Consider the following 26175-nt stretch of genomic DNA (forward strand, 5'->3'; position numbering starts at 1 on the left):
ACAGAGGAAATCCATGAAGATTCACGAGTACCAAGGCAAGGAGATTCTGCGCAGCTTCGGCGTGCCTGTGCCGCGCGGCATTCCCGCTTTTACCGTGCAGGAAGCGGTTGAGGCTGCGCAAAAGCTGGGCGGCCCCGTGTGGGTGGTCAAGGCGCAAATTCACGCAGGCGGCCGTGGCAAGGGCGGCGGCGTGAAAGTGGCCAAGACGCTGGATGAAGTCAAGACGCTGGCCGGCCAGATTCTGGGCATGCAGCTCAAGACGCACCAGACCGGCCCCGAAGGCCAGAAAGTGCGCCGCCTCTACATTGAAGAAGGCGCGGACATCCAGAAAGAGTATTACCTGTCGGTGCTGACCGACCGCGCTTCGCAGAAAGTGGCCATCATCGCCAGCAGCGAAGGCGGCATGAACATTGAAGAAGTGGCGCACAGCCACCCCGAGAAGATCGTCAAGGTCTTCGTCGACCCGCTGACGGGCCTGACTGACGCGCAAGGCCAGGAGCTGGCCAAAGGCGTGAACATGCCCGAAGGCAGCGTGCCCCAGTTCATCGACGTGTGCAAGAAGCTCTACAAGTGCTACATGGACACGGACGCCTCGCTCGTTGAAATCAACCCGCTGAACCGCGACAGCAAGGGCAACATCATCGCGCTGGACGCCAAATTCAACTTCGACAGCAACGCACTGTTCCGCCACCCCGAAATCGTGGCCCTGCGCGATCTGGACGAAGAAGACCCGGCCGAGCTGGAAGCCAGCAAGTTCGACCTCTCCTACATCAGCCTGGACGGCAACATCGGCTGCATGGTCAATGGCGCGGGCCTGGCCATGGCGACGATGGACACCATCAAGCTCTTCGGCGGCGAGCCGGCCAACTTCCTGGACGTGGGCGGCGGCGCCACCACCGAAAAAGTGACCGAAGCCTTCAAGATCATGCTCAAGAACCCCAAGGTCAAGGGCATTCTGGTCAATATCTTCGGCGGCATCATGCGTTGCGACACCATCGCCACAGGCGTGGTGGCCGCCTGCAAGGCCGTCAATCTGCAAGTGCCGCTGGTGGTGCGCATGAAAGGCACCTTTGAAGAAGAAGGCAAGAAAATCCTGGCCGACTCGAAGCTGCCCATCATTGCAGCCGACACCATGGCCGATGCGGCCACCAAGATCGTCGCCGCCGTCAAGTAAACCAGCCCCGGAGCCACACATGTCGATTTACGTCAATAAAGACACCAAAGTCATCACCCAGGGCATCACCGGCAAGACCGGGCAGTTCCACACGGAAAAGTGCATTGAATACGCCAATGGCAAGCACTGCTTCGTGGCGGGCGTGAACCCGAAAAAAGCTGGCGAAAAGATTTTTGACGTGCCCATCTACGCCACCGTCAAGGAAGCCGCCCAGCAAACCGGCGCCACCGTGAGCGTGATCTACGTGCCGCCCGCAGGCGCTGCTGCCGCCATCTGGGAAGCCGTGGAGGCCGATCTGGATTTCGTCATCTGCATCACCGAAGGCATTCCCGTCAAAGACATGCTGGAAGTGCGCAGCAAGATGCGCGCCAAGGAAGCCGCCGGCGGCAAGAAAACGCTGCTGCTCGGCCCCAACTGCCCCGGCATCATCACGCCGGAAGAAATCAAGATCGGCATCATGCCCGGCCACATTCACAAAAAAGGCCGCGTCGGCGTTGTCAGCCGCTCCGGCACGCTGACCTATGAAGCCGTGGCGCAGCTCACCGAGCTGGGCATTGGCCAGTCTTCCGCCGTGGGCATTGGCGGCGACCCGATCAACGGCCTCAAGCACATTGACGTGATGAAGGCCTTCAATGACGACCCGGACACCGACGCCGTCATCATGATCGGCGAAATCGGCGGCCCCGACGAAGCCGATGCCGCCCGCTGGTGCAAGCAGCACATGAAAAAACCCGTGGTCGGCTTCATCGCTGGCGTTACCGCGCCTGCGGGCAAGCGCATGGGGCATGCCGGCGCGCTGATTTCCGGCGGCGCTGACACGGCCAACGCCAAGCTCGCCATCCTGGAAGAGTGCGGCTTCAAGGTCACGCGCAACCCGTCTGAAATGGGCAAGCTGCTCAAAAGCCTGCTCTGAAACGCGCGCCCCATGAAGGGCGCCGCCAGCCAGACCGGCAAGCCGGATTTCCCTTCGGGATAATCCGGCTTTTTCATGCACTTGAGAAAGACGCACGACCGTGGAAGAGTTCCTGACAGCCCATTTCTGGGTGGCCGTGGGCCAGATCATCCTGATCGACATCCTGCTGGGCGGGGACAACGCCGTCGTCATTGCGCTGGCCTGCCGCCAATTGCCTGAAAACCAGCGGCTCAAGGGCATTCTCTGGGGCACGGCGGGCGCCATTTTGCTGCGTGTGGCGCTCATTGCCTTTGCCATCTCGCTGCTGAAAGTGCCTTTTCTCAAAATAGCCGGCGCTGCTTTGCTGATATGGATTGGCGTGAAGCTCATCACGCCGCACGACGAAGACGCGCACGGCAACATCCAGGCCAGCGACAAGCTCTGGAGCGCCGTCAAAACCGTGATCGTGGCCGATCTGGTCATGAGCATCGACAACGTCATCGCCATTGCCGGAGCGGCGCAAAATGCGGGCGAGCAGCACCAGATGGCGCTGGTCATTCTCGGCCTCGTCGTCAGCATTCCCATCATCGTCTGGGGCAGCCAGATCGTTCTCAAGCTCATGGACCGCTTCCCCGTCATCATCTTGCTGGGCGGCATGCTGCTGGGCTGGATTGCGGGCGGCATGTTCCAGACCGACCCCATGCTGAAAGACCTCATTCCGCAGGAACAGTCCTGGCATTACGCCCTGGGCGCGGCGGGCGCCCTGCTGGTGCTGGCCATTGGCCAGGCGCTGAAGGCGCGGCGCGCCAGGGGCAAAAAGGCGGCTTGCCATGCCCAGTGAAGCCAGCACAAGCCCGCTGTGGCGCTACGCCACTCTCACCGACGTGGGGCGCGTGCGGCAAAACAATGAAGACGCCATCGTCATCCACCCCGAGCAGGGCGTGGCCGTGCTGGCCGACGGCATGGGCGGCTACAACGCAGGCGAAGTGGCCAGCGCCCTGGCGACCGAGCTGGTGGCCAGCGCCCTGGCGCAGTGGCTGGCCGAAAGCTGCGGCGAAATCGCGCCAGAGGACATCGCCCGCGCCATGCATGCCAGCGTGGCCAGCGCCAATCACGCCATCTTCGAAGCTGCCCACACGCGGGCCGAATGCCTGGGCATGGGCACCACGCTGGTCATGGCCGTATGCCACGGCGACTGTGTGCACGTGGGCCACGTGGGCGACTCGCGCGCCTACCTGTGGCGCAGCGGCGAACTCACGCGCATCACGCGCGACCATTCCCTGCTGCAAGAGCGCATGGATGCCGGCCTGATGACGCCCGAAGAAGCGGCGGAATCGGGCTTTCGCGGTTTTGTCACGCGCGCGCTGGGCGTGGAAGACTGGGTGCAGCTGGACGTCAGCGAAATGCGCGCACGCACGGGCGACGTCATCTTGCTGTGCTCCGATGGCCTGACCGACATGGTGGACGACAGCCGCCTGGCCAGCCTGCTGGCCCAGTCGGCCGAGCTGCACGAAGCGGCGCGCGCCCTGGTGGACGAGGCCAACGCCAACGGCGGGCGCGACAACGTTTCAGTGGCGTTGTGCCGCTTTACCGGGCCGGCGAAAAAAACAGGATTTCTTTCAAAATTGCAACGAAAATGACGATCCGCACCAAACAGGGCGCGTCCATGCGTGCGTGAGCGGGCCTCAGAGGAGAAAGATACATGCCAAAGCTGGTGATTTCGGTGGACGGAGTGGTGGTCAAGGAAGCGCAGCTGACCAAAGACCGGACCACCTTGGGCCGCAGGCCCTACAACGACATCGTGATTGACCACCTTGCCGTCAGCGGCGAGCACGCCGTCATCCTCATGCAAAACGGCGACGTCATCCTGCAAGACTGCCACAGCACCAACGGCACCTATGTCAATGGCGCGCGCATCACAAGCCAGAAGCTGGCCGATCGCGATCGCATCGAGGTGGGCCGCTACAAGATTGATTACCACGCCACCGGCTCCGCCCGGGCCACGCCGTCCATGCCTCAGACGCCGCCTGCCAAGCCGGCGTCTTCACCCGCAGCGTCTGCGCCTGCCCAGCAGGCGGCTGGCGCGGCATCGGCCTTTGCCGCCACGGGCTTTCAAGACTCGCGCCCGGCCGCGCCCAAGAAAGCGGGGCCGCGCGTGCGCGTGCTCAACGGCTCGGCCACGGGGCGCGAGCTGCTGCTCACCAAGGAAGTCACCACCATCGGCAAGCCGGGCGTTTCAGTTGCCTCCATCACGCGCAAGCCGCAAGGCTTCGAGCTGGCGCTGATGGAAGGCGCATACGTGCCCACCGTCAATGGCGTGGCGCTGGATGACGGCCCCATCATGCTGCGCAACCATGACCGCATTGAGCTGGCGGGCATCCGCATGGAGTTCATTGACGGTTGAGCCTGCTGCCGCTTCACCTGCTGCGGCAGCCTCGCCAAGAGCGGGCGGGTGCGGGCTGCCAGCGCGCAGATATTCAAAAAGAAGAGCGAAATCAGCGGCATCAAAAATGGCATCAGCGCTCATTCCACTAGGACCCATTGCTATTGATACAGGAGCGAATTCCGCGTCTGCCCGCCGCCTGTTCGCCAGCGCGCCGCAGCCTTCGCTTCGCTGCTGAAAGCCTTGCTCCATGCGCCTGCCCTTCCACCGCTTCTGGCGCATGGCCTTGGCGCTGGCCGTTCTCACGCTGGCCCTGCTGCACGCGCTGGGCGTTCATGAATCGGACCTGCTGACGCTGGCCGACCAGCGGCTGTATGACGCGCGGCTGCGCCTGTTCATGCCCGCCACGCTGGACGAGCGCGTGGTCATCGTGGATGTGGACGAGGCCAGCCTGGCCGAACTCGGCCAGTGGCCTTGGCCGCGCGAGCGCATGGCAGAGCTGGTGGAAGAAGTGCTGCGCCGCCAGCGCGCCAGCGTCATCGGCTTTGACGCCGTGTTTGCCGAAGCCGGGCGCGGCAGCGAAGAAAGCGACGCGCGCTTTGCCGCCGCCTTGCAAGGCCGGCCCGCCGTGCTGGGCTACTACCTCACCAGCGACCGCCAGGGCCGCCGCAGCGGTGCGCTGCCTGCGCCCATCGCGCCGCTGCTGGCGGCGCAGGACACACCCGCCCTCATGCTCTGGGATGGCTACGGAGCCAGCATCGCCAAGCTGGCCAGCGCCGCGCCGCAGGGCTTTTTCAACGCACTGGTCGATAGCGACGGCATCGTGCGCTCCGTGCCGCTGGTCGCCGCCGTCGATGGCGGCTGGCGCGAATCGCTCGCGCTGGCCGTGGTGCGCCAGTACCTGTATGGCGGCGTGGCCCAGGCGTCTTCGCGGGCCTTGCCCGCGCCAGCGCTTCAGTGGGCGGGCGAGCCGCCCCTGTTGCAAGGCCTGCGGCTGCCGCACACAAGAGGCGGGCCGGGGCAGGCGTTGCACGTGCCGCTCACGGCCAGCGGCGCGGCGCTGGCGCCCTATCGCGGCCCGGGCGGAGCGCGGGGCGGGTCTTTTCGCTACTACCCGGCGGCGGACGTGCTGCGCGGCAGCCTGCCCGAAGGCGCGCTGGCAGGCCGCATCGTTTTGCTGGGCTTTACGGCGCCGGGCCTGATGGACTTGCGTGCCACGCCCGTCAGCGCCGTCTATCCCGGCGTGGAAGTGCACGCCAACCTCATCTCCGGCATGCTCGATGGCCGCGTGCCCGCCCGCCCCGGCTACGCCCCCGTGCTGGACGCCGCCTTGCTGCTGGCCAGCGGCCTGCTGCTGGCGCTGCTGCTGCCCGCCCTGGGCGTGGCAGGCGCGCTGGCGCTGGGCCTGGGGCTGGCGGCGGCGCTGGCCGCGCTCAACTTCTGGCTCTACGCCGCCCAAGGGCTGGCCCTGCCGCTGGCCGCGCAACTGTTCGTGGTGATGGCGCTGCTCATGCTCAATCTGGGCTATGGCTACTTCATCGAAAGCCGCGCCCGCCGCCGCCTGATTGACCTCTTTGGCACCTATGTGCCGCCTGAGCTGGTGCAACGCATGGCCAGCCAGCCGGAGCTGTACACCATGCGGGCCGAGGCGCGGGAAATCACCGTCATGTTCTGCGACATGCGCGGCTTCACCAGCCTGTCGGAAACGATGGCGCCGCTGCAATTGCAGGCCCTGCTCAACCGCATCTTCACGCGCCTGACGCAAGTCATCCGCGAGCACGAAGGCACCATCGACAAATACATGGGCGACTGCGTCATGGCCTTCTGGGGCGCGCCCCTGCGCAGCAGCAACCACGCCGCCCGCGCCGTGGCCGCCGCGCTGGCCATGCACAAGGCCATGCATGAAATCAACGCCGAGCGCGTCTGCCTGGGCCTGCCCGCGCTGGGCGTGGGCATCGGCATCAACACCGGCGTGGCCTCCGTGGGCGACATGGGCTCCAACGTGCGCCGCGCCTACACCGCCGTGGGCGACGCCGTCAATCTGGCCGCCCGGCTGGAAGCGCAGACGCGCACCTGGGGCGTCACCATCCTGGCGGGCGACGCCACGCGCGCGCAGGCGGAAGACGTAGCCGTCTGGCAGCGGCTGGACCGCATCTCCGTGCGCGGCCGCCAGGAAGAAGTCACCATCCACACCCCGCGCGCGCCCGCAGGCCCCGTCGCCGCGCTGCTCGCGCAGGAGCTGGCCCTGTGGCAACAGGCGCTCGACGACTGGCAGGCCGGCCGCCTGCGCCCCTTCGCGCAAAAGCTGCACGCCCTGCGCGCCATCCGCCCCGACTTCGAGCCTTACGCCATCTACGCCAACCGCCTGCAAGCCCGGCTGGCGGAAAACCCGCCTGCGGCGGAGCGCTGCCAAGTGTGAAGAGTGAAATGCAGCCACCGCCGCAAGAAACCACTCACGAGCCGCCGCGCAGCCAGCCGGAAAACACCAAAAACAGGAGCGGATCAAAACAGGTGAAAACGCCGTCCCCCGCAGTTTTCACTAGGACCTATAGCTACAAATAGAGTAGCGAAAATGTGCTTCTTCGCTCGTCCACTCTGGCTGGCTCTTTCCGCTTTCCACGGCCAGAGCCCAAAAGGGGCAAAGAGTGGATTGGGATGGGCTGCACAGGCGAGATTTGTTGCTCGCTTGCTTGCGCGTCCGGCGAGGCATTTGCAATGCCCAAGGCTGCTCCGGCCTCGCCCGGATCCGCGCGTTTTTGCGCCTGCGGGATGGGCTGCGTACAGGCCCTCAGGGCAGCTCGCCCAGCAGCGTGCCGGTGTACGGCCCCTTGTACAAGGCCCAGCGCTTGCCGGCTCCTTTGGGCAGCAGCTCCTGCTGCGAGTGGGCGACGGTGTGCGCCTGCACCCAGGCGCCCGGGTAGCCCGCCATGTCGCCCTGGGCCGTGCGCGGCAGCGCCTCCATCATCTGGGCGGCTTTTTCATCGCTGTCCAGCAGCCACAGCCAGGCGTTTTTCTCCTTGGCATGAACGGCCTGCGCCAGCGTCATGATCTGCGCGTCGCTCAAGTTGGGCGAAACCAGCAGGTAGAGGCGGCGAATGCCGTGCGGATCGGTGTATTCGCCCAGGGTGCGCAAAGGCGCGGCGGCGGTGGCGGCGGAAGACGTTTTCATGTCACTTTTACCTTCTGACGTGGCTTGGGGTGAAGCGGCCTGGGCTGTGGCGGCGCCGAGCGCGCCCAGCAGCAGCGCGGCAGCTCCGATGTGGCGGATTGGCATGGCTCAAAACCTCCTGAATGATCGGCCACCCGCCATCTGGCTGCGGGCGGCCGCTAGCAAAAAACAGTGCCAGACACTGATGAGCGCGGGAGCATACGTGCTGCGGCACAATGCTTTTTTTGCTTTTTGTGTCTGACTTTCGCCCTGCCGGGGGCCTGCCGCCATGCCTTCATCTTCCGCCTTGCTCACCAGCCAGCTTGCCAGTCTGCCGCTCATCGCGCGCGGCAAGGTGCGCGACAACTATGCCGTTGGCAATGACCGCATCCTCATGGTCGCCAGCGACCGCATCAGCGCCTTTGACGTCATCATGGGCCAGCCCATCCCGGGCAAGGGGCGGCTGCTCACGCAAATGGCGCTGTGGTGGTTTGAACAGCTCAAGGGCATCTGCCCCAACCATCTCACGGGCATAGACCCGGCCAGCGTTGTCAGCGCCAGCGAAGCGGAGCAAATCCGGGGCCGCAGCATGCTGGTGCGGCGCTTGCGGCCCATCGCCGTGGAAGCCGTGGTGCGCGGCTACCTGGCGGGCAGCGGCTGGCAGGAATACCGTCAAAGCCAAAGCGTATGCGGCGTGCCCTTGCCGGCGGGCCTGCAAAACGCCAGCAAACTGCCCCGGCCCATTTACACCCCCGCCGCCAAGGCCGCCGTGGGCGAGCATGACGAAAACATCAGCTACGAGCGCACGGTGGAAATTGCCGGGCCGTCCGTGGCCGCGCAGATTCGCGATTTCTCGCTGGCCCTGTACACCCGCGCGGCCGCCCTGGCGCTGCAAAAGGGCATCATCATTGCCGACACCAAATTTGAATTCGGCCTGGACGAAACCGGCCAGGTTGTGCTGATGGACGAGGTGCTGACCCCCGACTCTTCCCGCTACTGGCCCGCCGCCGAATACCGCGAAGGCGTCAACCCGCCCAGCTACGACAAGCAGTATCTGCGCGACTGGCTGGAAACGGCCCAGGTGGATGGCCGCCCCTGGCCCAAACGCGCCCCTGCGCCCGAGCTGCCCGCCGAAGTCATCACCAACACCGCCGCCCGCTACCGCGAAGCCCTGAAGGCGCTGACAGGGCAGGATCTGGCCGAGTGAAGCTGCGCCGCTGAAGCGGCTTGCAGGTCAGAAAGAGGAGCAAATTTGGCAGGGTAAAAATGCCGCTTTGCGCAATGTCTACTAGGACATCGTGCTATTGGTAAAGGAGCGTTTGGCGCTGCATGCTTCGCACATCCTGGCCTGTTTGGTTCAGCGGGCCGTTGGAGCAGGATTTGTGGCGGGAATACGTGCGTGATGGCTGCACGGGGCAGTCGCTGGAGCGGGGCAGGGCAGGCGGGATGACGGGCCGACCCGCCTTTGTGTTCCCGCAAACGGCTGTGAGCGGGTTCTGAAGCGCCGATGCGGCAAGTCCGCAGCAGGCTCTTGATGGAGACGGTGCGGGAGCTTTCGTGATGCCTCCGCTCCACAAAAACAGGAGCAAATTCAGAGGCTGGAGATGCCGCCTTGCGCGCTTTCGACTAGGACATCACGCTATTGATTGAGTAGCGAAATAATGCCGTGCGCCTGCGGTTTGTTGAAGACCTTGCCGCCTTGCCGCGTGCGGGCGGATCCGCGAGCGGCTTTTCAGGACAGCAGCTGCGCGGGCTGGGCGTCCAGCCGGGCCAAGGCGTCGCGGGTGGCGCGCACCGTGAGGGCTTCGTCTTCTACCAGCGCCAGCAGGCCAGCCTGGAGCCAGGCGGCCAGGCGGCGGGTTTGCACCATGTAGTTCTTGTTGCCGCCGGTGAAGATGTGCAGCTGCCCGCGCGGGCTGCGCCAGACGTATTGCACGCGCACCAGGCTGCCGCCCTGCTCCATTTCAAACCACGCGCCCAGCTCCAGCTCGCGCGCCCAGGCCACGGTGGCGGCGCTGGGCATGGAGCCGCCGGATGAGATGACGATCAGATCGCCCGCGTCCACGCCGAGCATGAGTTCGATGGCGCCCGGATCGAGCATGACGTCGCCCACGGCGTCGTCGCTGACCACGTCTTCCAGCGCGTTGAGCTTGCGGCTGAGCGTTTCCAGGGTTTCGTCGGAAATGGCTTCGGAGCGGGCCATGAAGGCTTCGGTCACGGCGTCGCTCAGGGTTTTGACGTGGCGGTCCTGTACGTCTTGCGGCATGCCCAGGCCGCTCATGCCCTGGCGCAGCGTCTGGATGAGGCCGGGCAGGCTTTGCAGCACGCGCGCGCGCTCGTCGCGGTTGGGCTTGGCGCTCACGGCCCAGAGCAGGTCGTGCGCGGCGCGCTTGAATTCGAGCGCCTGCCGGCTTTGCGCGCCGTGGCGCACGGAGGCGGTGGCGAGCACTTCGGCCCAGGTGTGAAAGAGAAATTCGCGCACCTCTTCTCGCACGGGCAGATTGGCGAGCATCTTGTTGAGTTCGATGGTGTATTGCACCGCGAGCGCTTCTTTTTGCTCCACCTGCTGCGCTAGCGTGGCCACGCGCTCGGCGCTGCCGCCTTCGGTGAGGAACTGGGCCAGGAATTTCCTGAATTCGTCCAGCACGAGCTGGAACACGCGCCGCCCGGTTTCCGGGTATTGCTCGATTACTTGCACGATGCGCTTGATTTCGCGCTCCAGCCGCGCGTTGCTGACGCTGGCGGCTTCAAAGCCCATGGCGCAAGCGCCCATGCGGTCGATCAGCTGGCGGGCGGGGTGGTCGATGTTGCTGAAAAAGTCCGGCTCGGCCAGCGCCAGGCGCAAAACGGGAATTTGCAGGCGCGCGAACCACACGCGGATGCCCGCCGGAATGCGCTCCTCCGCCAAGATGGCCTGGAACATGAGGGCCACGATTTCGATGATGGCCTTTTCGTTCTTGGTGCCCGCTTCCTGCTTGAGTTCGGCGGCCTGATGGCGCAGGCGGCTGGCGACTTGCTCCACGCGCTGCACCTGCACGGCGGGCGGCAGGGCGGCAATGGTGGGGCGGTACGGGTCAGTGGCCGCGCCATCCAGCTGGGTCAGCGCCGTATCCAGCGGCGAAGGCGGGTGCGCGAGCGCCTGCGCCAGCTGGGGGCTGGGTTCAATGGGCTGGGTGTGGCTGAAATCGGTGACGCGGTCGCTGAGCAGACGGCGCAGCTTGCCCAGCACGCCCTGGGCGCGTGCGCGCATGCGCATCATGGGCGCAGCGCCCGTGAGCATGCGCGTTTCTTCGGCCACGCGCATCAGGTCGGTGGGGCGCACGGGCGCCATGCCGGGCTGGCTCTGGCCCGCTGGCGCGAAGCTGCCTGAGGCGGCCCGGCCATTGCCTGCTGCATCGCCTTGCCAGCCGCTGCCAAAAGCCGAAGACTGCGAGGCGCCACTCCAATCCGGGCTGGAGCCGGGCGCGCTGTCTGGCGAGCCGCCCAGCCCGGCGCTGCCTGTGCGCGGGCCGCCTGCGGTTCTGCGCACCATGGCTTTGAGGTTGATTTGCGGCATCACGCCGCGCTCGATCAGGAATTTGTTGGCGTTCTGATAAGCCTGCGCCAGCGCCAGCGCCAGCGCGGCCCGCACGGTTTCATGCACCACGCTCCACATTTCGCGCGAAAGGTCGCAGGCGCGCCACTGCTCGATAAGGATGCCCGGCAGGCACTCCGGGCGCAACACGTCTTTGGGGCTGATGTCAGGCGTCTGCTCCAGAAACTGGATGCGGACGTTCAGGTCGTTCAGCTCGGCTCCGCTTTTGTCGATGGCCGCCAGGCTCAGGCGCGAAGCGATGATCTTGTTTTCCACCACCTCGTCATCCAGCAGCGAAAAAGCCGTCAGCCCGGCAGGGGCGGCTGCCGGGGCGGGCTGGGCCTGGGCCAGCGCCTTTTCCAGCGCCTGGCGCACCTGCCGCTCCCAAACGTCGCGCTGAGGCTCGAAGCCCATGCGCGCATCCAGGGCCAGGCGCTGCTCCTGCATGCTGGCGGGCATGTCGATGGCATTGGACAGGCGCTCTCGCATGGTGGCCACCAGTTGCGGCAGCCAGCGGACCAGCTCCGCGACAAACTGTTCTCGCGTCTGGCGGGCCAGACGCATCTGCGGGGAATTTGCGGGAGGAGGTGTCATGTGCGTTCTTGGGCCTCGCCTGGCGGCCCAGAAGAAGCTGGCTTACACCACGGCGCCAGCGTTCGGGTCGTCGGGATCGTGCTCTTTGCGGGACTTGACCAGGTCTTCGCGCTTGACGCCCAGCCACATGGCGATGGCCGCCGCCACGAATACCGATGAATAGATGCCAAAACAGATGCCGATGGTCAGCGCCAGCGCGAAGTTGTGCAGCGTCTCGCCGCCAAACAGCAGCATCGACAGCACCATGGCTTGCGTGGACGCGTGCGTGATGATGGTGCGGCTGATGGTGGATGTGATGGCGTGGTCGATGATCTGGTGCGCGTTCATCTTGCGCTGGCGGCGGAAGGTTTCGCGGATGCGGTCAAAGATCACCACCGATTCGTTCACCGAATAGCCCAGCACGGCCAGCACCGCCGCCAGCACGGCCAGCGAAAACTCCCACTGGAAGAAGGCGAAAAAGCCCAGGATGATCACCATGTCGTGCAGGTTGGCGATGATGCCGGCCACGGCGTACTTCCATTCAAAGCGCACCGACAGATAGATGACGATGCCCAGAATGACGAAGCCCAGCGCCTTCAGCCCGCCCGTCAGCAGCTCGTTGCCCACTTGCGGGCCGACGAATTCCGTGCGGCGCAGCTCCACGCCGGGGTCGTCGGCCTTGAGCGCCTCCATCACCTTTGCGCTCTGTTCGGCGGGCTTCACGTCCTTGTGCACGGGCACGCGGATGATCACGTCCCGCGACGAGCCGAAGTTCTGCACCTGCACTTCGCCATAGCCCAGCTTGGCGATGGCTTCGCGCGCCTTTTCCAGATCGGCGGCCTGCTGGTAGCTCACCTCCATGACGGTGCCGCCCGTGAATTCCACCGACAAGTGCAGCCCTTTGTGCACCAGAAAGAACACCGCCAGAATGAAGGTGATCAGGGAAACGGCGTTCAGCACCAGCGCGTGGCGCATGAACGGGATGTCACGATGGATGCGGAAAAATTCCATGATTCAGCTCCCTTTCATTGCCCGCTGGTTTCGCGGGGCGCGAGCGCGCCGGCGGCGCCTGCCGTTTCAGGCCGCCAGACGGTGCCGATGGACACCGTTTTCAGCCGCTTGCGCCGCCCGTACCAGAGATTGACCAGCCCGCGCGAGAAGAAAACGCCGGAGAACATCGAAGTCAGAATGCCGATGCAGTGCACCACGGCAAAGCCCCGCACCGGGCCGGAGCCAAAGGCCAGCAGCGCCAGGCCGGCGATGAGCGAAGTCACGTTGGAGTCCAGGATGGTGGCCCAGGCATGCTGATAGCCCGCGCTGATGGCCGCCTGCGGCGATGAGCCGTTGCGCAGCTCTTCGCGAATGCGCTCGTTGATCAGCACATTGGCGTCAATGGCCATGCCCAGCGCCAGCGCCATGGCCGCCATGCCCGGCAGCGTGAGCGTGGCTTGCAGCATGGAAAGAATGGCCACCAGCAGCAGCAGGTTGAACGCCAGCGCGATGCTCGAAAACACGCCGAACATCATGTAGTACAGGCTCATGAACACCACAATGACGGCAAAGCCCCACATCACGCTCTTGAAGCCTTTGGCGATGTTTTCCTTGCCCAGGCTGGGGCCGATGGTGCGCTCTTCCACGATTTCCATCGGCGCGGCCAGCGAACCGGCGCGCAGCAGCAGCGCCAGGTCATTGGCTTCGTTCACCGACATGGAGCCGGAGATGCGGAAGCGGTTGCCCAGCTCGCCCTCGATCACGGGCGCCGTCAGCACCTCTCCCTTGCCCTTTTCAAACAGGACGATGGCCATGCGCTTTTTCAGATTGCGGCGGCTGGTGTCGCGCATGATCTGGCCGCCCTTGGCGTCCACCACCAGGTCCACGGAAGGGCGCTGGTTTTCATCAAAGCCGGGCTGGGCGTTGTCCAGGCTGTCGCCCGTGAGGATGACTTCCCGCTTGACGATGACGGGATGCCCCTCGCGCGTCATGAACCGCTCGGAGCCGAACGGCACCGGCCCCGTGCCGCCCTCCGCCGCGCGGCCTTCGGCGCTTTCGTCCACCAGGCGCATCTCCAGCGTGGCCGTGCGGCCCAGAATGTCCTTGGCCTTGGCCGTGTCCTGCACGCCAGGCAGCTGCACCACCACGCGGTCAGCGCCCTGCTGCTGAATCACCGGCTCGGCCACGCCCAGCTCGTTCACGCGGTTGTGCAGCGTGGTGATGTTCTGCTTGATGGCCTGCTCCTGCACCTCATGCAGCGCCGCAGGCTTGAAGGTCACGGTCAGGCGGGAGCCATCCGGCGCGGCCGCCACATCCATTTGGGGCTGGTTCTGCGCGATCTGGCGGCGCGCAGCATCCAGCATGTTGGCATCGCGCATGCGCACTTCAATGGCGTCGCCCGAGCGGCTCACGCCGCCGTGGCGGATGTCTTTCTGGCGCAGCAGCATGCGAATGTCGCTGGCCGTGGTGTCCAGCCGCTTGGTGATGGCCGCGCGCATGTCTACCTGGAGCATGAAATGCACGCCGCCGCGCAAATCCAGCCCCAGATACATGGGCTTGGCGTGCAGCGCCGTCAGCCAGTCAGGCGAGCGGGAGACCAGATTGAGCGCCACGATGTAGGCGCCTTCTTCCTTGCCAGCGGCCAGGGCGCGCGCAATCACGTCCTTGGCCTTGATCTGCGTGTCTTCGGTATCAAAGCGCGCGCGCACCGACTGGCCGTCAAACACCACGCTGTCAGCGGTAATGCCCGCTTCCTGCAAAGCCTTCTCCACCTGCTCCAGCGTCTGGCCATCCACCTTGACGGTCATCTTGCCTGCGGACACCTGCACCGCAGGCGCTTCGCCATACAGGTTGGGCAAGGTGTAGATCACGCTGATGAGCAGCGACACGGCAATCAGCGCGTATTTCCAGAGCGGGTAGCGGTTCATGCGAATAGTCTTTTGATGCACAAAAGCCCGCAGACAGGCGCTGCGGGCGAAGAAAACAAGGGCGGCCAGGCCGGTTCCGGCTGCTCGCCGCGCCAGGCGGCCTACTTCAGCGACCCTTTGGGCAGTACCTGCACCACGGCGTGGCGCTGCACCTGCACCTGCACGCCATCGGCCACCTCCAGCGTCAGGTGGCTGTCGCCCAGCTGAACAATGCGCCCCAGCAGCCCGCCAGCCGTGGCCACCTCATCGCCTTTGGCCAGCGCGTCCAGCATGGCGCGCACTTCTTTTTGCTTTTTCATCTGCGGGCGGATCATGATGAAGTACAGCACCACCAGCATCACCACCGGCAGCAGCAGGCCCGAAAAAGGCGATGCCGCCGCCGCATTGGCGCCCGCTTCGGCGGCCGGGGCGGTTTGCGCGAAGGCGCTTGAGATGAACATGAGCCAGGCTCCAGAAAATGATTGGTGAGTAAGCAGAGGCGAGAGCAGCAGCCATGCCGACCCTGCGCGAAATCGCGTATTGTATGTGCCGCCCTGCTCCAGCCAGCCCTCTGGCGGCTCTGGCAGACCGGCTGGCCGCCCTGCCTTCGCCCCGCGTTTTCATCCATGCCCATCTCCCTCAAAGCGCGCGCCCTGCGCCTGCTGTCGCAACGGGAACACTCCCGCGCCGAACTGGAGCGCAAGCTGTCTTGCCATGAGGAGCAAGCGGGCGAATTGGCCCGGATGCTGAATGAACTGGCGGCCCAGGGCCTCATCAGCGAAGAGCGCGTGGCCGAATCCGTCATGCGCCGCCGCGCCCCGCGCCTGGGCGCGGCCCGCGTGCTACAGGAAATGCGCGCCAAGGGCCTGAGCGCCGAAGCGCTGGCCGAAGCTGCCGGGCAGCTGCGCGCCACCGAGCTGGAGCGCGCCCGCGCCGTCTGGCAGAAAAAGTTTGGCGCCCCAGCCGCCGATGCCGCCGCCCGCGCCAGGCAAGCCCGCTTTCTGGCAGCCCGTGGCTTCGCCGCCGACGTGGTGCGCCGCGTGCTGAACGCTTGGCCTGACGCGGACGAAAGCTCCAGTGACTTCAGCGAATGAAGCGCGCAAGTTCAGGCGCGCAAAACCAGCCGCCGCGTCCGATGTCCACAGGCCGCCCGCTTGCCGAGCGGTATGAAGACGCACGGGAAACGGCCGGCAGATGCCTCTGAACAGATTCCAGACTTTCACGCCAGCAGCGCCAGCGCGGCCACGGGCGCGGTTTCGGCGCGCAGCACGCGCGCGCCGAGGCTGACAGGAGTGAAGCCTGCCGCCAGCGCCTGAGCTTCTTCTGCGGCGCTCAGGCCGCCTTCGGGGCCGGAAAGAAGGGTGACGGTTTGCGCGGCAGGCAGGCCGGCGCATGCAGCGCGCAAAGAAGCGGCGCCGGGCTTCAGGGAGAGGACAAAACGCGCGCCGTCCCCGTCTCCGGCCTGGCCTGCAAGGCCCTCCGCCAGGGGGCGGGGCGGATGAATGAGGGGCAAGCGATTGCGGCCGCTTTGCTCGCAGGCGGCCACGGCCACGGCTTGCCAGTGCGCGTGTTTTTTGGCGGCATGCGGGCCGCTCAGGCGCAGGGCGCAGTGCTGGGTGAGCAGGGGGGTGAGGCTGGCAGCGCCCAGTTCGGTGGCTTTTTCCACCAGCCAGTCCATGCGCTCACTGGCCATGAGGCCCGCCAGCAGATGCACGCGGCGGGCCGCTTCGCGCTCAATGGCTGCATGAGCGCCTATGCGCGCCTGCACGCTGCTGCGGCCCATGCGGATGATGGTGGCGCTGCATTCGCCGCCTTCGCCATTGAACAGGGTCAACGCGTCGCCCGGCTGCAAGCGCAGAACCTGGGCGTGGCGCGCCGCGCCGTGCGGCAGATCCAGCTCACCGCCTTCAGGCAGGGCTTGCGGCACATACAAACGCGGCGCGGCGGCCTGCGGTTTGCGAACAGGAGACAAATTAGCTCCGTTATTCATAGCAAGAGGTCCTAGTGGAACCTGCGCAGAATGGCATTCTTACCCCCTTGAATTTGCTCCTGCTTTTGGGTGCGATTGGGAGCTGTCTCAAGCTCAAGCCAGCGCCGCGCTCATGCGCCGGGCGCGCTTGGCGGCGCGCTTTGCCAGCCAGCTTTGCATCAGGCCAGCTTGGCGCGCAGTAATTCATTGACTTGCTGCGGGTTGGCTTTGCCTTTGCTGGCTTTCATGACCTGGCCGACCAGGGCGTTGAAAGCCTTGTCTTTGCCGGCGCGGTATTGCTCCACGTTGGCGGGGTTGGCGGCAATGACTTCGTCGATGATTTTTTCCAGCGCGCCGGTGTCGTTCATTTGCTTGAGGCCCTTGGCTTCAATGACGGCGTCTGCGTCGCTGGCTTCGCCGCGCCAGAGGGCGTCGAACACTTGCCTGGCGGCGTTGTGGCTGATCGTGCCGTCTTGAATGCGCTGGATGATTTGCGCCAGTTGCTGCGCCGTGACCTGGGCCGATTCGATGCCGATTTCTTCGGCATTCAGGCGTTTGGAGATTTCGCCCATGACCCAGTTGCTGGCGAGTTTGGGCTGCCCGCTTTTTTGTGCGGCTTGCTCAAAATAGGCCGCCATTTGAGGCGATTGCGTCAGCGTGGCGGCGTCATATTCAGGCAAACCATATTCGGCCACGAATCGCTCGGCCATTTTGCGCGGCAATTCGGGCATTTGCGCGCGGGTTTGCTCTATCCACTCAGTAGAAATACATAAAGGCGGCAAATCGGGGTCGGGGAAATAGCGGTAATCGGCGCTGTCTTCCTTGGTGCGCATGGCGCGGGTTTCGCCCGTGTCGGGGTCAAACAGCACGGTGGCTTGCTGGATGGCGTGGCCGTCTTCCAGTTGCTCGATTTGCCAGCGGATTTCAAAATCAATCGCTTGCTGCATGAAGCGGAAGCTGTTGAGGTTTTTGATTTCGCGCCGCGTGCCCAGGGGCTGGCCGGGTTTGCGCACGCTCACGTTGGCGTCGCAGCGGAAGCTGCCTTCTTGCATGTTGCCGTCGCAAATGCCGATCCAGGTGACGATTTTGTGCAGCTCTTTGGCGTAGGCCACGGCTTCTTCGGTGCTGCGAATATCGGGTTCCGTGACGATTTCCAGCAGCGGCGTGCCTGCGCGGTTCAGGTCAATGCCGCTCATGCCCTGAAAGGCGTCATGCAGCGATTTGCCGGCGTCTTCTTCCAAATGCGCGCGCACCAGGCGCACGGTTTTGCGCACGTTTTTTTTGTCGCCATCCAGAAAAAAGGAAACTTCGCCGCCTTGCACCACCGGAATTTCAAATTGGCTGATTTGATAGCCCTTGGGCAAATCGGGGTAGAAATAATTCTTGCGGGCAAAAACGCTGCGCGGCGCAATATGCGAACCCAGCGCCAGCCCCAGTTTGATGGCGCAGGCCACTGCTTCGCGGTTCATGACCGGCAGCGTGCCGGGCAGGGCCATGTCCACCACGCTGGCTTGCGTGTTGGGCGCGGCGCCAAAAGCCGTGGATGCGCGGCTGAATATCTTGCTTTTGGTTTGCAGCTGGGCGTGCGTTTCAAAGCCGATGACGACTTCGTAGCCCTGGATGAGTTGGGTGGTTTGCGTCATTTTGGTCATTCCCCCTCAAAACCCGCCCGGGCGCTGCGTGTGCCAATCGGTTGCCAGCTGGAACTGGTGCGCGGCGGCCAGCAGGCGGCTTTCCTGCAAATAGTTGCCGATGAGTTGCAGGCCGACGGGCAGGCGGTTTTCGTCAAAGCCTGCGGGCAGGCTCATGCCGGGCAGGCCGGCGAGGCTGGCGGGGAGGGTGTAGATGTCGGCCAGGTAGTCGGCCAGCGGGTCCTGGTGCGCGCCCGCCGCCCAGGCCGTGGTGGGGGCCACGGGGCCGGCGATGAGGTCGCACTGCTTGAAGGCCTGCTGGAAGTCGTCGGCAATCAGGCGGCGGATTTTCTGGGCTTGCAGGTAATAGGCGTCGTAGTAGCCGTGCGAAAGCACGTAGGCACCGATCATGATGCGGCGCTTGACTTCAGGACCGAAGCCTTCGGCGCGGGTGCGCTTGTACATGTCTTCCAGGTCGGCATAGTCTTTGGCGCGGTGGCCGAATTTCACGCCGTCATAGCGGCTGAGGTTGCTGCTGGCTTCGGCCGGGGCAATGATGTAGTAGACGGGAATGGCCAGCTCGGTGCGCGGCAGCGAGACGGGCACGAGGGCGGCGCCTTGCCGCTCGAATTCCTTGAGCGCGGCGTTGAGCGCCTGGCGCACGCCATCGGCCAGGCCGTCGCCGAAAAACTCTTTCGGAATGCCGATGCGCAGGCCCTTGAGCGGCTCGCCCAGCGATTGGGTGAAGTCTTCGGCGGGCATGTCCAGCGAGGTGGAGTCGTGCTCCACGTCGGGGCCGCACATGTGGGTGAGCAGCAGGGCGCAGTCTTCGGCGGTGCGGGCCATGGGGCCGGCCTGGTCAAGGCTGGAGGCAAAGGCGATCATCCCGTAGCGGCTGGCGCGGCCATAGGTGGGCTTGATGCCGGTGATGCCGCAAAAGCTGGCGGGCTGGCGGATGGAGCCGCCCGTGTCGGTGCCAGTGGCCGCCGGGGCCAGGCCCGCCGCCACGGCGGCGGCGCTGCCGCCGGAAGAGCCGCCCGGCACGCGCTGCGCGTTCCACGGGTTGAGCGCGGGCTGGTAGGCGCTGTTGCGGTTGGTGGAGCCCATGGCGAATTCGTCGCAGTTGAGCTTGCCCAGGCACACGGCGCCAGCGTCTTTCAGTCGGCTGACCACGGTGGCGTCAAAGGGCGAGCGGTAGCCTTCAAGCATTTTCGAGGCGGCGGTGGTGGGCCAGTCGCGGGTGACGAAGATGTCTTTGTGCGCGATGGGCACGCCCGCCAGCGCGGGGGCCTGGCCACGGGCCAGCAGGGCATCGGCCGCGCGGGCCTGGGCCAGCGTGGCTTCTTCGTCCACACTGAGGAACGCGCCCAGCGCCTCATGCTGGCGCATGCGGGCCAGAAAGTGGCGGGCGGCTTCTTCGGCGGAAAACTCTTTCTGGCGCAGGCCGGCGGCCAGGCCGGCCACGGTGCGCAGGTGCAGATCGGGCTGGCTCATTCAATCACCTTGGGCACGAGAAACAGGCCGTCTTCCACGGCGGGGGCGCTGCGCTGGTTTTCCTCGCGGCTGCCGCAGGGCTGGACTTCATCAGGGCGCAAGCGAAGCTGCACGTCCTGCACGGCGGCCAGCGGGTGGGCCAAGGGTTCCACGCCCGTGGCGTCCACGGCGCGCATGGCTTCGACAATGCCGAAAAAGCCGTTGAGCTGGCCCATCAGGCGCTCGGCTTCGTCTGGCTGCACTTGCAAACGCGCCAAATGGGCGATGCGCTCAATATCCTGCAAATCAAGTGACATGGAAGGGAAAAATACCGCGTGTAAATGTGTGTGAAATGGCCCGCCAGGCGTTGTCTGCGCCCAGTTGCTGCCTAGGGGATGAAGTATTATCCGCCGCTACCCGCAACGCGCCTGAAAAGGCGCTTTTTTGCACCCATCTCCCCCCTTTTCACCAGAATTTTCTGCGGCCGCGCCTGCCGGCCAGGCGTGGCCGCGCCAAGGAAAGCATTTGCATGTTCGGTTTGTTCCGCCGGTATCTCTCCACCGACCTGGCCATTGACTTGGGCACGGCCAACACCCTCATCGTGGTGCGCGGCAAAGGCATCGTGCTCGACGAGCCTTCCGTGGTCGCCATCCGCCACGAAAGCGGCCCGCAGGGCAAGAAGACCATTCAGGCCGTGGGCCACGAAGCCAAGGCCATGCTGGGCAAGGTGCCCGGCAACATCGAAGCCATCCGCCCCATGAAAGACGGCGTCATCGCCGACTTCACCGTCACCGAGCAAATGCTCAAGCAGTTCATCAAGATGGTGCATGCGCGCGGCTGGTTCAGCAATCCGCGCATCATCATCTGCGTGCCCTGCGGCTCCACGCAGGTGGAGCGCCGCGCCATCCGTGAATCGGCGCTGGGCGCGGGCGCCTCGGAGGTTTACCTGATTGAAGAGCCGATGGCCGCCGCCATTGGCGCGGGTCTGCCCGTGAGCGAAGCCAGCGGCTCCATGGTGGTGGACATCGGCGGCGGCACCACCGAGGTGGGCGTCATTTCCCTGGGCGGCATGGTCTACAAAGGCAGCGCCCGCGTGGGCGGCGACCGTTTTGACGAATCCATCGTCAATTACATCCGCCGCAACTACGGCATGCTCATTGGCGACCCCACCGCCGAACTCATCAAGAAGGAGATCGGCAGCGCCTTTCCCGGCAGCGAGCTGCGGGAGATGGAAGTCAAGGGCCGCAACCTCTCCGAAGGCGTGCCGCGCAGCTTCACCATCAGCAGCAATGAAGTGCTGGAGGCGCTGTCCGAGCCGATCAACAGCATCGTCTCCGAAGTCAAGCGCGCGCTGGAAGAAACCCCGCCCGAGCTGGGCGCCGACATTGCCGAGCGCGGCATGATGCTCACTGGCGGCGGCGCGCTGCTGCGCGATCTGGACCGCCTGCTGGCCGAGGAAACCGGCCTGCCCGTGCTGGTGGCCGAAGACCCCCTGACCTGCGTGGTGCGCGGCTGCGGCATGGCGCTGGAAAACATGGACAAGCAAGGCGGCATCTTCGCCAACGAGTGAGCGCCTGTTTCAGGCCAGCCAGGCGGCGGACGCGCCTTTCAAAAGGCCCGCGCTTGCACGGAGATAATGCTTTTCGCGCGGGCTGACTGGCCCGTGAGCGCCTCAATGAAAGGCCACAGATTCGCTCTCGAATTCGTAGCAGCATCTCCAAATTACACTAGGACGCCACGGTTTTTCGCCCCTCTGAATCTGCTCCTTTTTTCTGATGCAGAACAGCCCGCCCGCTCCAGCCGCCCACTGCCGCCAGCCGCTGCCGCCAGCCCGCTTCGTCCATGCCGTTTGAACCTTACGACCACTCGCCCCCGCCGTTCTTCCGGCGCGGCCCGTCGGTTGTCTCCCGGCTTCTCATCTGCGTGGCGCTGGCGCTGGCGCTGATGGTGGCCGATGCCCGGTTCGACCTCATGCAGCCGCTGCGCGCCGCCATTGCCGCCGTGCTCTACCCCGCGCAATGGCTGGCCTTGCAGCCCGTGCAGTGGGCGCGCAACGGCTACGGCTACCTGACCGAGCTGAAAACCGCGCAAAAAACCGAGGAAGCCGCCCGCGCCCGCCTGGCCGAACAATCGCGCCGCGCCGGACAAGTCGAGCAGCTCCTGCTGGAAAACGAACGCCTGCGCCAGCTGCTGGCCCTGCGCGAGCGCACCAGCACGCCCGCCACCGCCGCGCAAGTGCTCTATGACGCAACCGACCCCTACACCCGCCGCGTCATCATCGACAAAGGCAGCGCCCAGGGCATTCAGCCCGGCTCGCCCGTCATGGACGAATCGGGCGTGCTCGGCCAGGTCACGCGCGTCTATCCCTTCGTGAGCGAAATCACCCTGCTCATCGACCGCGACCAGGCCATCCCCGTCATCAACACCCGCTCCGGCGTGCGCAGCGTGGCCTATGGCGACCCCGCCCCGCGCAGCGGCCTGATGGAGCTGCGCTACACCTTCGCCACCGAAGACATGCGCGAGGGCGATTTGCTCACCACCAGCGGCATCGACGGCATCTACCCGCCCGGCCTGCCCGTGGCCCGCGTGCTGGCCGTTGACCGCCAGGGCGAAGCCACCTTCATGCGCGTGCAATGCGCGCCCGTGGCGGCCCTGCACGGCGTCACTCACGTCATGGTCTTGCAGCCCGTGCGCTTTGAGCAGCCCGCCCCAGATGCCAGCGGCGCGCCAGCCGGGAGAACTTCATGATCATGCGCACAGGCCAGCCGCTGCTGCTGCCCGTCTCGCCCGCCTTCATCTGGATCACGCTGGGGCTGGCCTTTCTCGTCAATCTGCTGCCCCTGGGGCGGCTGGTGTGGATGCCCGACGTGCTGGCCGTCGTTCTCGTGTTCTGGAACGTGCACCAGCCGCGCCACGTGGGCCTGGCCGCCGCCTTCGTCTTCGGCCTGTGCCTGGACGTGCACCAGGCTGCCTTGCTCGGCCAGCATGCGCTGGCGTATTCGGCGCTGAGTTTTGCCGCCATCGCCTTGCAGCGCCGCATTCTGTGGCTGCCCGTGCTGGCCCAGGCGCTGCAACTGCTGCCGCTGTTCGCCCTCTCCTACGCGCTCATCACCCTCGTGCGGCTGATCGCCGGCGGCGTCGCCCCCGGCTGGCTCACCCTGCTGGCCCCGCTGCTTGAAGCCGCCCTGTGGCCCGTGCTCACCTGGCTGCTGCTGGCTCCCCAGCGCCGCGCGCCCAACCCGGACGCCGACCGCCCCCTTTGAGAGGCCGTTCACAGTCTGCCCGCAGGTGCGGAAAGTGTGAATCAGAACCTACAGCGGCAAAAAGCGCAGCACGCGCGCGCCGTCTTCGGGGTCGGTCAGCACGCGCAGGCGCACTTCAAACACCTGCTCCAGCAAATCGGCTTGCAGCACGTCGTCGGGCGCGCCTTCGCACACCAGGCGGCCTTGCTGCATCACGGCCAGCCAGTCGCAGTGGCGGGCCTGGTTGAGGTCGTGAATGGCCATGACTTTGGTGCCGGGCAGGCGGTGGATGAGCTGGCCGAGCGCGAGCTGGTGGTGGATGTCCAGGTGATTGCCCGGTTCGTCGAGCAGCAGCACGCTGGTTTGCTGGGCCAGGGCGCGCGCAATGTGCACGCGCTGGCGCTCGCCGCCGGAGAGGGTGTTCCACACGCGGCCCTTTTTTTCGGCCATGCCCACGTCGGCCAGGGCTTGTTCGACGATGGCGTCGTCGCGCGCCGACCAGGTTTGCAGCGCCGACAGCCAGGGCGTGCGGCCCAGCTCCACGGCGTCTTGCACGGTGATGGCGTCTTGCGTGTCGGCCATTTGCGAGACGAGGGCGAGCTGGTGCGCGACCTGGCGGCGCGTGAGGCGCTGCATGGGCTGGCCGCCCAGCAGCACTTCGCCCGATTGCGGCTGCGTCACGCCTGCCAGCAGGCGCATGAGGCTGGATTTGCCGGAGCCGTTGGGGCCGATCAGCCCCACCGTCGCGCCCGCGCGCACGGTGAGCGAGACGCCGCGCACGATGGGCGCGCCGCCGCGCGTGGCGCCCCAGACCAGATCGCGCCCTTGCAGGGCGGGCAGGGCCGTGCCGGTTGGCGAGCTGGCCTGCAAGCTGGTTTGCGGATGGGTTTGCAGATGGGTTTGCGTGCTCATGAGCGGCCTCCCTGGCGCTGGCGCAGCAGCATCAGCGCGAATATGGGCGCGCCCACCAGCGAGGTGATGACGCCAATGGGCAGCACTTGCCCGGCTATGAGGATGCGCGAAACCACGTCCGCCGCCACCAGAAACACCGCGCCCAGCAGCGCGCTGGCTGGCAGCAGGCGGCTGTGGCGCACGCCCACCAGCAGCCGCGCCACGTGCGGTATGACCAGCCCCACAAAGCCGATGGCTCCGGCCACCGACACCATGACGGCCGTGACCAGCGCCGCCGTGAGCAGCAGCACGATTTGCACGCGCCGCACGGGCACGCCCAGCGCAGCGGCCGATTCGGTGCCGAAGATGAAGGCGTCCAGTGCGCGCGCAAACCACAGGCACGCCAGCACGCCTGCCACGGCCACCGTGAGCGTGAGCCACACGCTGGGCCAGCGCGCGCCCGAGAGGCTGCCCAGCAGCCAGAACATGATGCCGCGCGCCTGCTCGGCGCTGCCCGATTTGGTGATGATGAGCGAGGTGAGCGCGTTGAAAAGCTGCGATCCGGCGATGCCCGCCAGCACGATTTGCCCGCTGTTGTGCAGCCCGCCGCCGCCGGCGGCATGCGCCAGCAGCGCCACCAGCGTGAAGGCCAGCACTGCGCCGCCAAAGGCGCCCGCCGTCATGGAAATGGCGCCCGCGCCCAGCCCCGCCACGGTCACCAGCACCGCGCCGGTGGAAGCGCCCGCCGAAATGCCCAGCAAATACGGATCGGCCAGCGCGTTGCGCAGCAGCGATTGCAGGATGACGCCCGACAGCGCCAGCCCCGTGCCGCAGCACATGGCGACGATGGCGCGCGTGAGGCGGTAGTTCCACACGATGCCCTGGTCGATCGGATCGACCGCGTAGCCAGCGCCGAAAAGCTGGTTGGCCAGCACCTGCCGCACCATCTCCAGCGGAATGCGCGTTTCGCCAATGGCCGTGCCCAGCAGCAGCGTGACGGCCAGCACGGCCGCCGCGCCCAGCGTCAGCAAGGCGATGCGCAGCCACGTCCGGGCGGTTGAATGAGTTGTCATGAGAGGAAAAGACGGAGAGGGTCGCAGGAAAACGGCCGCGCAGGCCCCGCGCCAGGCAAGCGCGGAAAACCGGAAAAAAGCCCCGCCAGGCGGGGCCTTCATGCGGCGCGTTACTTCTTGAGCTTGAGCACCGCGTCGGCAATCTGGTCCATGCCGCTGGCCATGCGGATGGAGCCTTGCAGCGCGTCGGCGTCCACGATCACGATGCGATCGTTCTTGACGGCGTCCATTTCCTTGGCGACCGGATCGGTTTTGAGAAATTCGAGCTTTTTCTCGTAGTCGTCAGCCGGAAAGCGGCGGCGGTTCATGCGGGCGATGACGATGACCGAAGGATTGGCCTTGGCAATGGTTTCCCAGCCCACGGTGGGCCACTCTTCATCCGACTGCACGATGTTGCGCAGCCCCAGCGTGTTCAGCATGTAGCCGGCCACGCCCTTGCGGCCCGCCACGTAGGGGTCCACGGTCAAATCGGCGCTGGAAAACCACAGCACGGCCGAGAGGTCTTTCAGGTGCGCGTTTTTCACCTTGGCGACGGCCTTGGCCTCACTCTCTTTCAGCTCTTTGACCAGCGCTTCGCCCTTGGGCTGCACGCCAAAAATGGCGGCCAGCTGCGTGATGCTCTTGTAGAGCGTGTCCACATGGAAAGCCGTCTTGCGCGTGCCGTCGGCGCCGGTTTCGTTGTCCTTGCCCTCGCAGTCGGTGGGCATGGCATAGACGGGGATATTGATTTCCTTGAACTGCTCGCGCGTGCCGACCACGCCGTTTTTGCCCACCATCCACTCGAACTGCGAAACCACCAGGCCGGGGCGCTTGTTGATGACCGATTCAAAGCTCGGAATGTCATCGGCCAGGCGCGGCGCCTTGGCGTTGATGCTTTCGAACTGCGGCTGCACCGGGTTGAACCACAGCGCCGTGCCCACGACCTTGTCGCCCACGCCCAGCGCGTAGAGCATTTCAGTGCCCGCCTGGCCAATGGTGACGGCAGACTTGGGCGCCTGCTCGAATTGCAGCGTCACGCCGCAGTTGTCAATCTTCACGGGATGGCTGGCCGCCTGCGCGGCCTGGCTGGCGGCCAGACCTGCGGCCAGCAAGGCGGCAGCGGCAACGAAGCGAGAGGTTTTCATGGGGGGTTCCTTCCAAAAAGCCGCTAGTGAACGCCCGCCGTACAGCAGGCGGCGCATCCGCTGGCAGCAAACACAAAAAAAGCCCCGGCAAGCGCCAGAGCGGGCGCGATTGTAGGCAGCCATCAGAAATG

23 protein-coding genes are annotated in these 26175 nt (G+C 65.6%); 11 read left to right on the plus strand and 12 right to left on the minus strand.

The genetic code is table 11. The features are described 5' to 3' along the window. The first annotated feature begins 13 nt into the window (after nt 1-13). The 6 genes from sucC to ADJ79_RS06540 all read left to right on the plus strand — a co-directional run bounded on the left by sucC (nt 14) and on the right by ADJ79_RS06540 (nt 6868). Nucleotides 14-1174, plus strand: coding sequence for an ADP-forming succinate--CoA ligase subunit beta (sucC, locus tag ADJ79_RS06515; protein ID WP_050715282.1), 1161 nt, complete (start codon nt 14-16; stop codon nt 1172-1174). Nucleotides 1175-1193: 19 nt separating this feature from the next. After that, nucleotides 1194-2087 (plus strand): succinate--CoA ligase subunit alpha, encoded by an 894-nt coding sequence (sucD, locus tag ADJ79_RS06520; protein WP_050715283.1) that lies wholly within the window; start codon nt 1194-1196, stop codon nt 2085-2087. Nucleotides 2088-2187: 100 nt separating this feature from the next. Beyond that, complete coding sequence (locus ADJ79_RS06525; protein ID WP_050715284.1) at nt 2188-2907, plus strand: TerC family protein; 720 nt, start codon at nt 2188-2190, stop codon at nt 2905-2907. Beyond that, the gene (locus ADJ79_RS06530) at nt 2897-3706 is read left to right on the plus strand and encodes a Stp1/IreP family PP2C-type Ser/Thr phosphatase (protein WP_050715285.1); all 810 of its coding nucleotides are present in this window, start codon (nt 2897-2899) and stop codon (nt 3704-3706) included. Before ADJ79_RS06525 ends, ADJ79_RS06530 begins: the two co-directional genes overlap by 11 nt. A gap of 62 nt (nt 3707-3768) precedes the next feature. Then, nucleotides 3769-4470 carry an FHA domain-containing protein gene (locus ADJ79_RS06535; protein WP_050715286.1) on the plus strand — a complete coding sequence of 234 codons (702 nt, stop codon included), beginning with the start codon at nt 3769-3771 and terminating at the stop codon, nt 4468-4470. A 229-nt stretch (nt 4471-4699) separates the two neighbouring features. After that, nucleotides 4700-6868 (plus strand): CHASE2 domain-containing protein, encoded by a 2169-nt coding sequence (locus ADJ79_RS06540; RefSeq protein WP_050715287.1) that lies wholly within the window; start codon nt 4700-4702, stop codon nt 6866-6868. A 369-nt stretch (nt 6869-7237) separates the two neighbouring features. Here the strand turns inward: ADJ79_RS06540 and ADJ79_RS06545 are convergent, their stop codons facing one another. Continuing rightward, complete coding sequence (locus tag ADJ79_RS06545) at nt 7238-7723, minus strand: hypothetical protein (protein ID WP_050715288.1); 486 nt, start codon at nt 7721-7723, stop codon at nt 7238-7240. Nucleotides 7724-7886: 163 nt separating this feature from the next. Here ADJ79_RS06545 and ADJ79_RS06550 point away from each other — a divergent pair, with 163 nt between their 5' ends. Continuing rightward, the gene (locus tag ADJ79_RS06550; protein WP_050715289.1) at nt 7887-8804 is read left to right on the plus strand and encodes a phosphoribosylaminoimidazolesuccinocarboxamide synthase; all 918 of its coding nucleotides are present in this window, start codon (nt 7887-7889) and stop codon (nt 8802-8804) included. A gap of 525 nt (nt 8805-9329) precedes the next feature. Here the strand turns inward: ADJ79_RS06550 and ADJ79_RS06555 are convergent. The 4 genes from ADJ79_RS06555 to yajC all read right to left on the minus strand — a co-directional run bounded on the left by ADJ79_RS06555 (nt 9330) and on the right by yajC (nt 15102). Further along, nucleotides 9330-11765, minus strand: a complete 2436-nt coding sequence (locus tag ADJ79_RS06555; protein ID WP_082203164.1) for a DUF1631 family protein — start codon at nt 11763-11765, stop codon at nt 9330-9332. Between the two features lie 42 nt (nt 11766-11807). Continuing rightward, on the minus strand, nt 11808-12755 hold the full coding sequence (secF, locus tag ADJ79_RS06560; protein WP_050715291.1) for a protein translocase subunit SecF: 948 nt from the start codon (nt 12753-12755) through the stop codon (nt 11808-11810). Nucleotides 12756-12769: 14 nt separating this feature from the next. Continuing rightward, entirely contained in the window at nt 12770-14662 is a 1893-nt protein-coding gene (gene secD / locus ADJ79_RS06565; RefSeq protein WP_050715292.1) for a protein translocase subunit SecD, read from the minus strand. Between the two features lie 101 nt (nt 14663-14763). Then, nucleotides 14764-15102, minus strand: coding sequence for a preprotein translocase subunit YajC (gene yajC, locus ADJ79_RS06570; protein WP_050715293.1), 339 nt, complete (start codon nt 15100-15102; stop codon nt 14764-14766). A gap of 165 nt (nt 15103-15267) precedes the next feature. Between yajC and recX the strand changes: the two genes are divergently transcribed. Continuing rightward, the gene (recX, locus tag ADJ79_RS06575) at nt 15268-15735 is read left to right on the plus strand and encodes a recombination regulator RecX (protein ID WP_050715294.1); all 468 of its coding nucleotides are present in this window, start codon (nt 15268-15270) and stop codon (nt 15733-15735) included. Between the two features lie 125 nt (nt 15736-15860). On the opposite strand, the gene ADJ79_RS06580 is transcribed toward recX, so the two are convergent. From ADJ79_RS06580 to gatC, 4 genes are all read right to left on the minus strand, one after another. Beyond that, nucleotides 15861-16631 carry a 16S rRNA (uracil(1498)-N(3))-methyltransferase gene (locus ADJ79_RS06580; RefSeq protein WP_050715295.1) on the minus strand — a complete coding sequence of 257 codons (771 nt, stop codon included), beginning with the start codon at nt 16629-16631 and terminating at the stop codon, nt 15861-15863. Between the two features lie 158 nt (nt 16632-16789). Then, nucleotides 16790-18253, minus strand: coding sequence for an Asp-tRNA(Asn)/Glu-tRNA(Gln) amidotransferase subunit GatB (gatB, locus tag ADJ79_RS06585; RefSeq protein ID WP_050716468.1), 1464 nt, complete (start codon nt 18251-18253; stop codon nt 16790-16792). A gap of 15 nt (nt 18254-18268) precedes the next feature. Beyond that, a complete protein-coding gene (gatA, locus tag ADJ79_RS06590; protein ID WP_050715296.1) occupies nt 18269-19735 on the minus strand; it encodes an Asp-tRNA(Asn)/Glu-tRNA(Gln) amidotransferase subunit GatA in 1467 nt (488 codons plus the stop codon). Beyond that, complete coding sequence (gene gatC / locus ADJ79_RS06595) at nt 19732-20031, minus strand: Asp-tRNA(Asn)/Glu-tRNA(Gln) amidotransferase subunit GatC (RefSeq protein WP_050715297.1); 300 nt, start codon at nt 20029-20031, stop codon at nt 19732-19734. The genes gatA and gatC overlap by 4 nt, the downstream gene beginning before the upstream one ends. A 212-nt stretch (nt 20032-20243) precedes the next feature. Here gatC and ADJ79_RS06600 point away from each other — a divergent pair, with 212 nt between their 5' ends. The 3 genes from ADJ79_RS06600 to mreD all read left to right on the plus strand — a co-directional run bounded on the left by ADJ79_RS06600 (nt 20244) and on the right by mreD (nt 22977). Then, nucleotides 20244-21284, plus strand: a complete 1041-nt coding sequence (locus tag ADJ79_RS06600) for a rod shape-determining protein (RefSeq protein WP_050715298.1) — start codon at nt 20244-20246, stop codon at nt 21282-21284. A 272-nt stretch (nt 21285-21556) separates the two neighbouring features. Further along, entirely contained in the window at nt 21557-22462 is a 906-nt protein-coding gene (gene mreC / locus ADJ79_RS06605; protein ID WP_050715299.1) for a rod shape-determining protein MreC, read from the plus strand. Beyond that, complete coding sequence (gene mreD, locus ADJ79_RS06610; protein ID WP_050715300.1) at nt 22459-22977, plus strand: rod shape-determining protein MreD; 519 nt, start codon at nt 22459-22461, stop codon at nt 22975-22977. The genes mreC and mreD overlap by 4 nt, the downstream gene beginning before the upstream one ends. A gap of 48 nt (nt 22978-23025) precedes the next feature. Here the strand turns inward: mreD and ADJ79_RS06615 are convergent, their stop codons facing one another. The 3 genes from ADJ79_RS06615 to ADJ79_RS06625 all read right to left on the minus strand — a co-directional run bounded on the left by ADJ79_RS06615 (nt 23026) and on the right by ADJ79_RS06625 (nt 26044). Beyond that, a complete protein-coding gene (locus ADJ79_RS06615) occupies nt 23026-23868 on the minus strand; it encodes an ABC transporter ATP-binding protein (RefSeq protein WP_082203165.1) in 843 nt (280 codons plus the stop codon). Next, on the minus strand, nt 23865-24920 hold the full coding sequence (locus ADJ79_RS06620) for an iron ABC transporter permease (RefSeq protein ID WP_050715301.1): 1056 nt from the start codon (nt 24918-24920) through the stop codon (nt 23865-23867). The genes ADJ79_RS06615 and ADJ79_RS06620 overlap by 4 nt, the downstream gene beginning before the upstream one ends. A 110-nt stretch (nt 24921-25030) precedes the next feature. Further along, a complete protein-coding gene (locus ADJ79_RS06625; protein WP_050715302.1) occupies nt 25031-26044 on the minus strand; it encodes an ABC transporter substrate-binding protein in 1014 nt (337 codons plus the stop codon). Between the last annotated feature and the right edge of the window lie 131 nt (nt 26045-26175).

It is taken from the genome of Ottowia sp. oral taxon 894, from assembly GCF_001262075.1.
In the GTDB taxonomy this organism is placed as follows: domain Bacteria; phylum Pseudomonadota; class Gammaproteobacteria; order Burkholderiales; family Burkholderiaceae_C; genus Ottowia; species Ottowia massiliensis.